This window comes from Gilliamella sp. CG16 (genome assembly GCF_046635785.1).
Classification (GTDB): Bacteria; Pseudomonadota; Gammaproteobacteria; order Enterobacterales; family Orbaceae; genus Gilliamella; species Gilliamella apicola_I.
In genome coordinates this window covers 504,320-518,142 of sequence record NZ_JBIDFL010000001.1, presented here as the reverse complement: position 1 = coordinate 518,142, position 13,823 = coordinate 504,320, and the positions used below count along the sequence as shown (strand labels likewise).

The following is a 13,823-nucleotide window of genomic DNA, read 5'->3' as shown; positions in this document are numbered from 1 at the left end:
TTAGTCCTGATATTATAGCTATAATAAGTGATATAACAACGATTTATCTAGAATAAAAAACGGATTATCTTAATTGTGAGTATATAATTTATTATGTAATTTTGTTATAGTGTATAAGTTGTAAATTGTAAAATAGTATAGAGAGGACTGAATGATTATCGGTAAGCAACAATCGGATACAACGTTGGAATGGTTTTTGTCTCATTGCCATATTCATAAATATCCAGCTAAAAGTACCCTGATTCACCAAGGAGAAAAAGCCGAAACTCTCTATTACATCGTTAAAGGTTCTGTTGCTGTTTTAATCAAGGATGATGAAGGCAATGAAATGATTTTGTCTTACTTAAATCAAGGTCAGTTTTTGGGCGAATTAGGACTTTTTGAAGAAGGCACAGAACGAAGTGCTTGGGTTAAAGCGAAAACAAGTTGCGAAGTGGCTGAAATATCGTACAAAAAATTTAAACAACTTGTACAAGTTAATCCTGATATTTTGATGCGATTGGCAAGCCAAATGGCAAGTCGTTTACAAGTGACTTCAGAAAAAGTCAGTAATTTAGCTTTTCTTGATGTTGCCGGTCGTATTGCACAAACTTTGTTAAATTTAGCAAAACAGCCCGATGCGATGACGCATCCGGATGGCATGCAAATCAAAATTACTCGTCAAGAAATAGGTCAGATAGTTGGTTGTTCACGAGAAACAGTAGGGCGAATTTTAAAAATGCTTGAAGATCAGCATCTCATCTCTGCACACGGTAAAACGATTGTCGTTTATGGTACACGATAATTGAAAAATATTACGAAATTTAGTCATAACATGATTGATATAACGCGAGATATTACATGACACAAGAAAGATGTATTCCAAGTCATGTGGCTATAATTATGGATGGAAATGGTCGCTGGGCAAAAAAACAAAATCAATTACGAGCATTTGGTCATCGTGCCGGTTTGAAAGCTGTGCGTAAAATTGTGAGTTATGCTGCAACCATTGGTATCAAAGTACTAACTTTATATGCGTTTAGTAGTGAAAATTGGAAACGCTCATCCAATGAAGTGTCATCTTTACTTTCGCTATTTATTTATGCATTAAACCGAGAAACAAAAAGTTTACATAAAAATAATATTCGTTTGAATATCATTGGGGATATTTCGCGTTTTAATGAGCAACTTCAAACTATGATAGTTAATGCAGAGGCATTAACTAAAAATAATTCGGGACTGGTGTTAAATATTGCCGCTAACTATGGCGGACGCTGGGATATATTACAATCAGCCCGCAATATAGCAATACAAGTAAAACATGGTGAGTTGATGATAGATGATATTACTGAGGAACGTTTAGGGTTAGAAATGTCAATGGGTGATTTTCCGGATGTTGATTTAGTTATTCGTACTGGTGGTGAATACAGAATAAGTAATTTTTTATTATGGCAAATTGCTTATGCTGAACTTTATTTTACTGATACTTTATGGCCGGATTTCGATCAGGCGTTATTTGATCAAGCAATCAGTGATTTTAATACCCGGGATCGTCGTTTTGGCGGTATTCTAGTGGAGGAGCAATCATGTTAATTCACCGTATTTTAGCTGCTATTATTCTAATACCTGTTGTTATACTAACGCTTTTTTTCGCGCCATTATCACTCTTCACCTATATTATGATTTTTATTTGTGGTCTTGCAGCGTTTGAGTGGTCGCAGTTTTTAGCAATAACCCAAAAACCGCAAAGAGTTATATTTGCTTTAGTCGTTATTATTTTATTAAGTTTACTCTGTCTATTACCCATTCCGGTTGTGGTAAAATTGAAGTTATATTCAGGGTTATTGTTACTTTCGTTATGTTGGTGGTTGGTTGCACTATTTTTAGTTCTTACCTATCCAAATACGGCTAAATATTGGCGTGGTTCTATCACTGCTAAATTAATATTTGCTTTTTTTACTCTCGTTCCTTTTTTTATCGGGATGATCGAACTTAGAATGATTAATTATAGTGCGAATACTTATACCGGCGCTTATTGTCTGTTATATGTCTTTATTTTAGTCTGGGCAACAGATACTGGCGCTTATTTTGTTGGGCGCAGTATGGGGAAACGTAAATTAGCACCAAAAGTTTCACCCGGTAAAACTTTAGAGGGATTTATTGGCGGTGTGATTGTTGCCGTTGTTATTAGTTTTATTGCCTACTTTACCGGATTTATTTCAATTAATTTGACCAGTTTTATTATGAGTTCTTTATTCGCTATTTTTGCATCAGCATTAGGTGATTTAACTGAAAGCATGTTCAAACGTGAAGCAGGCATCAAAGATAGTGGAAATTTAATCCCTGGACATGGCGGTATTTTAGATCGTATTGATAGTTTGACTGCTGCAGTGCCGATTTTTGCAGCATTATCTTTCAATTTATTTTAAATAAGGTAATTAACTTTGCTTTGGTCTCTGTTGTTATTTATCATTACCATTAGTATATTAGTTACAGTACACGAATTTGGGCATTTTTTCGTGGCAAGGCTATGTGGCGTTCGGGTTGAGTGTTTTTCCATAGGATTTGGGAAAAAAATATGGTCACATAAGTTTTCAGGTGGAACAGAATTTGTCATTGCTATGATTCCACTAGGTGGTTATGTTAGAATGCTGGACGGAAATGCGAAAAACTTATCAACCGACGAAGAAAAACTGGTTTTTGATAAAAAAAAGATATGGCAACGAGCAGCAATTATATTTGCAGGTCCATTTGCTAACTTTATTTTAGCTTTCATTCTTTATTGGATAATTTTTATGCTTGGTGTTGTTACCTATCCGGTTAAAATAGGCAGTACAATACCCGATACACCTGTTGCTACTGTGAATATCCCTTCAGGGGCAGAGTTAAAAAAGATTAATAATATACAGATTGAAAGTTGGAATGATGTAAATTTTGCATTAATGTCTATTTTAGGACAAGATGATGTGACGATTACCTATTTGATTAATGCTGGTAATAATCATCAAAAAGAAGTTAGTCAACGTGTTGATATTCGTCATTGGCATTTTGATATTGAAAAAGAATCAGCAATAAAGACCTTTGGGTTGGTACCTAAAACATTGGAAATTTATCCAATTGTGAGTAAAATTATACCAAATTCAGCTGCCGAAAAAGCGGGTTTACAAATTGGTGATAAGATTCTAAGTTATGATGAACACCCTTATGTAGATTGGAATGATTTTTCAGCTATAATAAAGAAAGGTAATCAAATAAGATTAAAAATTGAGCGTGAAAATAAAAATCTTTACCTTGATTTAACGCCGTCAATACAGGCAAATGGTGAAGGTATTGCGGGGCTATATCCTACCTCGGAAGCAGTCATTAAGCAGTATGGATGTTTAGAAGGGTTTGGCAAAGGATTAGAACAAACAGTGTTAACTACTCAGTTAACAATTCGTTCTTTTTATCAGTTAGTAACAGGTGTTATTGGACTTAATCATTTATCAGGACCAATAACAATAGCAAAAAGCGCAGGGCAAACAGCAAGTTATGGTTTCACACCTTACTTATATTTTCTGGCATTTATTAGTATAAGTTTGGGGGTAATCAATCTTGTTCCATTACCAATGCTAGATGGTGGGCACCTAATTTTTTTATTATTTGAAAAAATAAAAGGTAAAAGCTTATCAATTAAAGCAAAAGAACGTTTTTATCGTTTCGGATTTGCTTTTTTACTGGTAATAATGGGGATTGCACTATTTAATGATGTTTTACGATTGTGATGGAATGAGGTTATAAACATTTACAATGAAAAAAATAAATAAATTACTTATAGCATCTTTGCTGTTTAGCACAACAGCAGTATATAGTTCCAATGCATTTTGTGTTGATGATTTTGTAGTAAAAGAAATCAAATTTGAAGGATTACAACGGGTAACTCAAGGGGCAGCATTGCTTGATATGCCAATCCAAGTTGGTGATTATGTCAGTGAGTCTGATTTGGGGCATATTGTTAAATCACTTTACTCAAGTGGAAACTTCGATAATATTACTATTTCTAGAGATGGTAATAGCTTAATCATTCATGTTGAAGAGCGTCCAACCATTGCGAGTATTACTTTTTCAGGTAATAAATCAATTAAAGATGATATGCTGAAAAAGAATTTAGATAGCTCAGGTATTCGGGAAGGCGACGCACTTGATAGAACCATGCTTTCTGCCATGGAAAAAGGGCTAGAAGATTTTTATTATAGCGTCGGTAAATATAATGCTCGAATTAAAGCTGTTGTCACACCATTATCTCGTAATCGCGTTGATTTAAAATTAGTTGTAGCGGAAGGTAAATCAGCGTTAATCGATCAAATCAACATTGTTGGGGCTAAGGCATTTTCGTCCGAAGAGCTAATTTCACGCTTTTCTCTGCGTGATGAAGTGCCGTGGTGGAACATGCTTGGCGATCGCAAATATCAAAAACAAAAATTAGCTTCTGATTTAGATGAATTACAAAGCTTCTACTTAAATCGAGGTTATGCACGTTTTAATATTGAATCCACGCAAGTCAGTTTAACGCCAGATAAGAAAGGTATTTATGTCACTATCAATATTCATGAAGGTGAACAATATAAATTATCTGATTTTGACTTCAAAGGGGATTTTGCCGGACATAAGGATGCGATTACTAAAATAGCAAAAGAGCGTGTTTCAACAGGTGATTTGTATAATGGTAAAAAAATTACTGATATTGAAGATAATGTAAAACAGCTACTTGCAAATTTTGGTTATGCTTATCCAAAAGTCAGTATTCAACCTGAAATGGATGATTCAACGCATACCGTAAAATTAATTATGTTTGTTGATGTAGGGCCGCGTTATTATGTTCGTAATATCAACATTGAAGGTAATACCATAACAAGTGAAGGTGTTATCCGTCGTGAACTTCGTCAAATGGAAGGTTCTTGGCTGAGTAATGGACTTGTAGAATTAGGTAAAGATCGCTTAAGTCGACTAGGATTTTTTGAATCAGTAGATGTTGAAACTGAGCGTGTTCCGGGGGCCGAAGATCAAGTTGATATTACTTACAAAGTCGCGGAGCGTAACACAGGTAGCATCAAACTTGGTGTCGGTATTGGTTCTGATAGTGGTATTAGTTTTAATGCTGGTATTTCGCAAGATAACTGGTTAGGTACGGGTAATAGTGTTTCATTCGATGTAAATACGACAAATACCGATAAAACTGCATCGATATCAGTTGTAAACCCTTACTTTACTATTGACGGGGTGAGCTTAGGTGGAAGCATTTATTACAATACTTATAAAGCAGATGATGATGATGATGAATCTGTTTATTCAAGTAAGTTGTGGGGTGCATCAGCTAATTTAGGTTTCCCAATTAGTGAAAATAATTTTATCCGTTTTGGTAGCGAGTATGCTAATCGGAAATTATCCGATATGAAACCACAATATGGTATGTGGCGTTACTTCCATTCAATGGGTGAAAACACTAAAAATAAACACTCCATGACCTATGATACTAATGATTTATTATTAAATGCGAATTGGACATATAATTCATTAAATCGTGGTTATTTCCCGACAGAAGGTTTAAAAGTATCGGCTAACGCAAAAATTACGGCTCCAATATTTGATAACCGCTTCTATAAAGTGGTTGCTGATGCATCTTATTATTATCCTCTTGATAGCGATCATAATTGGGTATTCTTAACGCGTGGTCGATTAGGTTATGGAAATGGTTTTGGTGGAAAACAGCTACCATTTTATGAAAACTTTTATGCAGGTGGTTCGACCGTGCTTCGAGGATTTAAATCCAATACTGTTGGGCCTAAAGCAGTCTATTTTAATAGAGCAAACTGTAGTAATTTAAATAATACTTCAGGATGTGTAGAGTCTAAGGATGCGGTAGGTGGTAATGCATTAGCATTTGCAAGTGCTGAATTAATTGTTCCAACGCCTTTTATTAGTGAAAAGTATTCCGATAGTATTCGAACATCATTCTTTGTTGATGCAGGTACGGTTTGGGATACCGAATGGAACTTAAAAGGTAATCATTTGCATGATTACAGTTCTCCTTCAAATATACGAGTTTCGCTAGGTGTTGCAGTACAGTGGATGTCACCACTTGGACCATTAGTATTTTCTTACGCAATACCGCTTAAGAAATATGACGGCGATTCGTCTCAACAATTCCAGTTTAACATAGGTTCAACATGGTAAAACCATGTTGTAATTAAATGAAATACACATAGGTGAAAAAAGTGAAAAAAATTATATCTATTATTAGTCTTAGTGCAGCGCTTCTCTATACAGGTATAGCTAATGCAGAAATAAAAATTGGTGTTATAGATGTGATGTCTGTATTACAACAAATGCCTCAACGGGAAGCCGTTGGTAAAGCATTAGATAAGGAATTTGAATCACAAATCAAATCGTTACAAGATCAAGAAGAAAAAGCGAAGAATGCAAGCGCTCGTTTGAAAAAAGATGGTCCAACACTATCTGCATCGGAAAAAAGCAAATTGAATAAAACAATTGCTGATTTTGAAAGTAAAGCAAAAGATTTTTCAATAAAATATCGTAAACGTGAAAATGAAGAAGCAGAAAAATTATTGAAACAAATTCAAAGTGCAGTTAAAGAGATTGTTGCTACTGAAAAATATGATCTTATTTTGAAAGCCGAAGCAGCACTTTCTGCCTCTGATGCCGTTGATATCACTGAAAAAGTATTGGAAAAGGTCAAAAAATAATGTTGGCTTGTCGTTTAGAGCAACTAGCAAACTATCTTGACGCACAATTACACGGTAATGCAGATATACTCATTACCGGTATAGCTTCAATGAAAAGCGCTGTATCTGGGCAAATCACTTTTTTGGCGGATCAAAAATTGCAAAGCAAATTAGCAGAATGTAAAGCTTCTGCTATTGTGATGACTGAAGATAGCCTTAAGTATTGGCACGGTGCTGCATTGATTGTTAAAAATCCTTATCTTGCCTATGCAAAATTAGCACAATATCTTGATACAACCCCCGATCCTGCCAAAGATATCGCGCCTTCTGCTGTGATCGACCCTACCGCTCAATTAGGCGCTAATGTTTCGGTCGGTGCTAATGCCGTTATCGAAAGCGGTGTAAATTTAGGGGATGGCTGCATTATCGGAGCGGGTTGTTTTGTAGGAAAAAATACGACTATTGGTGCCGACACTAAATTGTGGGCTAATGTAACTGTTTATCATAATTGCGTTATTGGTAAAAATTGCCTGATTCAATCTGGAACCGTTATTGGCTCTGATGGATTTGGTTATGCGAACGACAAAGGTAAATGGATTAAAATCCCTCAACTTGGACGTGTTATTATCGGTGATAATGTCGAAATTGGGGCATCAACTACGATAGATCGTGGTGCACTTGATGATACCGTGATTGGTAATGGGGTGATTATTGATAATCAATGCCAAATTGCCCATAATGATATTATAGGTGACCATACTGCCGTTGCTGGTGGTGTAATAATGGCAGGAAGTCTGACTATAGGACGTCATTGTTTAATTGGTGGCGCAAGTGTAATCAATGGACATATGGAAATTTGTGATCAAGTCACTGTGACTGGAATGGGCATGGTTATGCGCCCGATCACTAAGCCAGGCGTTTATTCATCAGGTATTCCATTGCAAGAGAATAAAATATGGCGAAAAACCGCTTCATTAGTTTTACATATTGATGAAATGAATAAACGCTTGAAATCACTTGAGAAGAAACTATTAAATAGCTCGACGTAGCCAGTTTCGGTCGGTATAATGCCAACCTATTTTATAATTTTTTTAAGCCCAAATATCATTGATGATTTATTTATGGGCTGAATATATTCAATAATTCCGAGGTATAAAGATGCAAGTTTCGGTAGAAACAACACAAGGTTTAGGTCGACGTTTGTCAATTACTATTAAAGCTGAAAATATTAAAAAAGCTATTGATAAAGAATTAGTTAATACGGCTAAAAAAGTTCGTATTGATGGTTTCCGTAAAGGAAAAGTGCCTTTAAAACTTGTTGAACAGCGTTACGGTGCTTCAATTTTACAAGAAGCATTAAGTGATTTAATGCAAAAAAGTTTTATTGATGCGATTATTCAAGAAAAATTAAATCCAGCTGGTGCTCCAACTTATACTCCTAAAGAATATAAAAATGGTGAAGATTACACATTTAACGTTGAATTCGAAGTGTATCCTGACGTTAAAGTTAAAGATTTAGATAAAATTGAAGTTGAAAAACCTGTTGCAGAAGTTGTCGATGCAGATGTTGAAACTATGATTGAAACACTACGTAAACAACAAGGTACTTGGAAAGTAACAGAACAAGCTGCAGGCGAACAAAATCGAGTGACTTTAGATTTTGTGGGTAAAGTAGATGGAGAAGAGTTTGAAGGTGGAAAAGCTAATGATTTTGCATTAGTTTTAGGACAAGGTCGAATGATCCCCGGTTTTGAAGATGCGATTATTGGGCATAAAGCAGGTGATTCGTTTGATATTAATGTAACCTTCCCGGAAGATTATCACGCTGAAAACTTGAAAGGTAAACCAGCTGTATTTGCTGCAACATTGACAAAAGTTGAAGAGCTTGAACTTCCTGAGCTGACTGAAGATGTTATTAAACGTTTTGGTATTGCTGATGGAACAATCGAAAGTTTACGCGCTGAAGTTCGTAAAAATATGACACGTGAACTTAATGCGACAATTCGTAACAAAATCAAATCACAAGTTATCGACGGATTGGTTAAAAATAATGAAATTGACGTTCCAACTGCGTTAATCGATCGTGAAGTTGATGTATTACGTCAACAGGCTTTATCACGTTTTGGTGGCAACATGAAACAACCAATGGAACTACCAAAAGAGTTATTTGAAGCTGAAGCAAAACGACGTGTCAGTATTGGATTATTATTCAGTGAAATCATTGAAAGTAATAAACTCAAAGCTGATGAGGCTCGTGTGCAAACATTGATTGATGAAATAGCAACGGCTTATGAAGATCCTAAAGAAGTGATAGAATATTACCGCAAAGATAAAAAAGCGATGGACAATATCCGTTCTGTAGCGCTAGAAGATCAAGTTGTTGATCTGTTATTAGCTAGTGCAAAAGTAACTGATAAAAATTCTTCATTTTCTGAATTAATGAATCAGCAAATGGCTTAATTAGCAGTTTTATTCAGTTTAAAAAAATTACTTTAAAGCCCAAATAAGGATTATCTGTTTGGGCTATTTTGTTTAATTAGGAGATAAAAATGCCGTTAGAACCATTTATGAGTGTTATACCAATGGTGGTTGAGCAAAGTTCTCGTGGAGAGAGGGCTTATGATATATATTCACGTTTATTGAAAGAGCGGATTATATTTTTAACAGGTCAAGTTGAAGATAACATGGCTAATTTAATTATTGCTCAAATGCTATTTTTAGAAGCCGAAAATCCTGAAAAAGATATTCATCTCTATATCAATTCACCTGGTGGTGTAGTAACAGCAGGAATGGCAATCTATGATACGATGCAATTTATCAAACCTGATGTTAGCACTATTTGTTTAGGCCAAGCTTGTTCAATGGGGTCTTTACTTCTAACTGCCGGTACAAAAGGAAAACGTTACTGCTTGCCTAATGCTCGAGTGATGATCCATCAACCATTAGGCGGTTTTCAAGGTCAAGCTTCTGATATACAAATTCATGCTCAAGAAATTTTACAGGTTAAAAGTCGATTAAATAAAATTATGGCGATGCATACAGGTCAAGATATTAGCGTGATTGAAAGAGATACAGATCGTGATAACTTTATGTCTGCTGAAAAAGCGGTTGAATATGGTTTAGTGGATGCCATATACAGTAAACGATCTTAATAACAGACTAGGTAGGTGGTTAAAGTGAATAAAACAAATTCCGAAAAATTACTTTATTGTACTTTTTGTGGTAAGAGTCAGCATGAAGTTCGTAAACTCATTGCAGGGCCATCATCTATTTATATTTGCAACGAATGTATTGGTTTGTGTAATGATATCTTGAAAGAGGAAACTAAAAATTTTCTTTCCCATGAAGAGTTTATCAGTAAACCTTTACCAACCCCTCATGAAATTCGTGCACATCTTGATGAGTACGTTATTGGTCAAGATCGCGCCAAAAAAGTATTATCTGTAGCGGTTTACAATCATTATAAAAGGTTACGCAACTATTCTAATCCGAGAGATGTTGAATTAGGTAAAAGTAATATTTTATTAATTGGACCAACAGGTAGTGGAAAGACATTATTAGCTGAAACATTGGCTCGATATCTGGATGTTCCTTTTGCAATGACCGATGCCACAACGCTAACGGAAGCGGGTTATGTGGGCGAAGATGTTGAGAATATTATTCAAAAATTACTACAAAATTGCGATTACGACGTTGAAAAAGCGCAACGTGGTATTATTTATGTAGATGAAATTGATAAAATTTCACGAAAATCAGATAATCCATCAATCACACGGGATGTCTCGGGCGAAGGAGTTCAACAAGCATTGTTAAAAATTATTGAAGGTACGGTTGCATCCGTTCCACCTAAAGGGGGACGTAAACATCCTCAACAAGAATTTTTACAAGTTGATACATCAAAAATCCTATTTATTTGTGGTGGCGCATTTAGTGGCTTGGATAAAGTCATTGAAAATCGTGTTTCAACTAATACAGGAATCGGTTTTGGCGCTGATGTTAAAAGTACCAAGCAAAAAGCTTCTGAATCTGAACTGTTAGCCCAAATCGAAGCTGAAGATTTAGTGAAATTTGGCTTAATTCCAGAATTTATTGGACGGTTACCTGTGATTGGTACACTATCTGAACTGGATAAAGATGCGCTAATCAGTATATTGACTGAACCTAAAAATGCATTAACTAAACAATATCAAGCATTGTTTGATTTAGATGGTGTAGATCTTGAGTTTTCTAAAGAAGCATTAGACGCCATAGCCGTCAAAGCGATGCAACGTAAAACAGGGGCGCGTGGTTTACGCTCGATTGTTGAAAATATTTTATTAGATACGATGTATGATTTACCATCAGAAAAAAATATTAAACAAGTGATTGTTGAACAAGACACGGTTGAAAAATCTCAACCACCTAAGCTAGTGTATCGAGATAACACGAAACTTTTAGCTTAATGATAGAAATAAACTGCCATGAAAGTGGCAGTATACTGATGAAAAAATTGTATAAGTAAAACTAAACATTATGTGTGATTGAATTCGTCAAGGCTTTTAAGGAATAATATGTTTTAAACAATAATAAAATAGGCTTGAATATCTCAAAACAATCCCAATATCTACCTAATAAGTTTGTATTACCAGAGAGAACAATATGAAAACAAAACAAACTAAATCAATGATTATGCCTATTTTACCATTACGTGATGTTGTTGTGTTCCCACACATGGTGATCCCTCTCTTTGTAGGACGAAATAAATCTATACGTTGCCTTGAAAGTGCAATGGAAATGGATAAGCAAGTTTTTCTTGTTACCCAAAAAAATCCATCGCAAGATGATCCAGATATTGAAGATTTATATGAAATTGGCACGATAGCGAATATTCTACAATTACTCCAATTGCCAGATGGCACAGTGAAAGTTTTAGTCGAAGGCGTAGAGCGAGCTAAAATAGTTGATATTGTCGATCAAAATGATGATGACTTTTTAATTGCTAATATTAAACCACTTAGTGAGAAAAAACGTGCTCAAGATCTCAATGAAGCGCTTGTCCGCGTTGTATTATCTAATTTTGAAGAATATTCAAAACTCAACAAAAAAATCACACAAGAAGTGGTTGATTCAATTCGTTTAATAAAAGAACCTTCACAATTATCAGATTCTATTGCGGCAACGCTATTTTTGAAAGTGGATCAGAAACAACAAATTCTAGTCACAGCTGATTTAGAAAAACGTTTCGAATTGCTTATTGCAATGATGGAAGCTGAAATCGATTTGTTGCAAGTTGAAAAAAATATTCGTCAGCGTGTAAAACAACAAATGGAAAAAGCGCAAAAAGAATATTACTTAAATGAACAAATCAAAGCTATTCATAAAGAATTGGGTGATATTGATAATAAACCTGATGAGTTTGAAGAGTTAAAAACCAAAATCACTAAAGCAAAAATGCCAAAAGAAGCCACAGAAAAAGCTATGGCTGAACTTAATAAACTTAAGATGATGCCAGCAATGTCAGCGGAAGCGACCGTGGTACGTGGTTATATTGATTGGATGTTACAAGTTCCTTGGCATAAACGAAGTAAAGTGAAAAAAGATATTGAAGCTGCTCAAAAGATTCTAGATAAGGATCATTATGGACTTGAGAGAGTCAAAGACCGAATTTTAGAGTATTTAGCTGTGCAAGGACGAGTCAATAAAGTAAAAGGTCCTATTTTATGTTTAGTTGGGCCGCCAGGTGTTGGTAAAACTTCGCTTGGTCAGTCAATAGCTAAAGCAACAGGGCGAGAGTATGTCCGAATGGCTTTAGGTGGTGTACGTGATGAAGCAGAAATACGTGGACATCGACGTACTTATATCGGTTCTATGCCGGGTAAATTAATTCAACGTATGGTTAAAGTTGGGGTGAAAAATCCATTATTCTTATTAGATGAGATTGATAAAATGGCATCTGATATGCGTGGAGATCCTGCTTCTGCCTTATTAGAAGTTCTTGACCCAGAGCAAAATAATGCATTTAGTGATCACTATTTGGAAGTTGACTATGATTTATCCGATGTGATGTTTGTTGCAACGGCAAATTCAATGAATATTCCTGCTCCATTACTTGATAGAATGGAAGTGATTCGACTTTCTGGTTACACAGAAGACGAAAAATTGAATATTGCTAAACAACATCTAATTGCTAAACAGATTGAAAATAATGGCTTAAAATCAAAAGAAATTGACATTGAAGATTCTGCCATTATCGGTATTATTCGTTATTATACTCGTGAAGCAGGTGTGCGAAGTTTAGAGCGTGAAATAGCCAAAATTTGTCGCAAAGTTGTTAAACAATTAGCGCTAGATAGTAAATTGAAAAAAGTGAAAGTCACGCAAGCTAATTTAGCAGAGTTCTTAGGCGTGCAACGTTTCGATTATGGAAAAACGGATAATGAAAACCGAATAGGACAAGTTATTGGACTTGCCTGGACAGAGGTCGGTGGTGATTTGTTAACTATTGAATCTGTCAGTGTTCCAGGTAAAGGAAAACTTACCTATACTGGATCATTAGGTGATGTTATGCAAGAGTCCATTCAAACTGCATTAACAGTTGTTCGTTCTCGAGCGGAGAAATTGGGTATCAATAGTGATTTTTATGAAAAACGTGATATTCATGTGCACGTGCCAGATGGTGCGACACCAAAAGATGGTCCAAGTGCAGGCATTGCTATGTGTACTTCATTAATATCAACATTAACGGGTAATCCTGTTCGTTCTGATGTTGCAATGACAGGCGAGATCACATTGCGTGGAGAAGTGTTACCAATTGGTGGTTTGAAAGAAAAGCTTCTTGCAGCACATCGTGGTGGCATTAAAACTGTGTTAATTCCAATGGATAATGTCAAAGATCTGGAAGACATCCCAGACAATGTTAAATCTGAAGTTGAAATTATACCTGTAAAATGGATTGATGATGTTATAACCGTAGCACTTCAAAATAACCCATTTGGAATGGAACCTGTTACCAATAAAGTTACTTTAAAACAACCGACTAAAAAGGCGATTAAAAAAGTAAAAGGGAATGTTGAAGTGCCAGCTCGATTAAATTAATTATCTAAATTTCAAAAAGATCAACGCATGTTGATCTTTTTTTTTGCT

The 13,823-nt window shown here is 35.3% G+C and carries 11 protein-coding genes; all 11 read left to right on the top strand.

Annotated features, from left to right (window positions below; genetic code table 11):
- The first annotated feature begins 151 nt into the window (after window positions 1-151).
- Window positions 152-784 (top strand): cAMP-activated global transcriptional regulator CRP, encoded by a 633-nt coding sequence (gene crp / locus ACGH47_RS02315; protein ID WP_267352408.1) that lies wholly within the window; start codon window positions 152-154, stop codon window positions 782-784.
- A 56-nt stretch (window positions 785-840) separates the two neighbouring features.
- A complete protein-coding gene (locus ACGH47_RS02310; RefSeq protein WP_267352407.1) occupies window positions 841-1,572 on the top strand; it encodes an isoprenyl transferase in 732 nt (243 codons plus the stop codon).
- Entirely contained in the window at window positions 1,566-2,408 is an 843-nt protein-coding gene (locus ACGH47_RS02305; RefSeq protein ID WP_411589954.1) for a phosphatidate cytidylyltransferase, read from the top strand. The genes ACGH47_RS02310 and ACGH47_RS02305 overlap by 7 nt, the downstream gene beginning before the upstream one ends.
- Window positions 2,409-2,423: 15 nt before the next feature.
- Window positions 2,424-3,743, top strand: a complete 1,320-nt coding sequence (rseP, locus tag ACGH47_RS02300; RefSeq protein WP_267361329.1) for an RIP metalloprotease RseP — start codon at window positions 2,424-2,426, stop codon at window positions 3,741-3,743.
- A gap of 25 nt (window positions 3,744-3,768) precedes the next feature.
- Window positions 3,769-6,192, top strand: coding sequence for an outer membrane protein assembly factor BamA (gene bamA / locus ACGH47_RS02295; protein ID WP_267380407.1), 2,424 nt, complete (start codon window positions 3,769-3,771; stop codon window positions 6,190-6,192).
- A gap of 41 nt (window positions 6,193-6,233) precedes the next feature.
- Entirely contained in the window at window positions 6,234-6,722 is a 489-nt protein-coding gene (locus ACGH47_RS02290) for an OmpH family outer membrane protein (protein WP_267352403.1), read from the top strand.
- On the top strand, window positions 6,722-7,750 hold the full coding sequence (gene lpxD / locus ACGH47_RS02285) for a UDP-3-O-(3-hydroxymyristoyl)glucosamine N-acyltransferase (protein WP_411622575.1): 1,029 nt from the start codon (window positions 6,722-6,724) through the stop codon (window positions 7,748-7,750). The genes ACGH47_RS02290 and lpxD overlap by 1 nt, the downstream gene beginning before the upstream one ends.
- A 109-nt stretch (window positions 7,751-7,859) precedes the next feature.
- Window positions 7,860-9,161, top strand: coding sequence for a trigger factor (gene tig, locus ACGH47_RS02280; RefSeq protein ID WP_267352401.1), 1,302 nt, complete (start codon window positions 7,860-7,862; stop codon window positions 9,159-9,161).
- 89 nt (window positions 9,162-9,250) lie between these two features.
- Window positions 9,251-9,853, top strand: coding sequence for an ATP-dependent Clp endopeptidase proteolytic subunit ClpP (gene clpP / locus ACGH47_RS02275; protein ID WP_065558960.1), 603 nt, complete (start codon window positions 9,251-9,253; stop codon window positions 9,851-9,853).
- A 24-nt stretch (window positions 9,854-9,877) separates the two neighbouring features.
- Entirely contained in the window at window positions 9,878-11,143 is a 1,266-nt protein-coding gene (clpX, locus tag ACGH47_RS02270) for an ATP-dependent protease ATP-binding subunit ClpX (RefSeq protein ID WP_267361334.1), read from the top strand.
- A gap of 196 nt (window positions 11,144-11,339) precedes the next feature.
- Window positions 11,340-13,775, top strand: a complete 2,436-nt coding sequence (gene lon, locus ACGH47_RS02265) for an endopeptidase La (protein ID WP_267352399.1) — start codon at window positions 11,340-11,342, stop codon at window positions 13,773-13,775.
- Window positions 13,776-13,823: the final 48 nt, after the last annotated feature.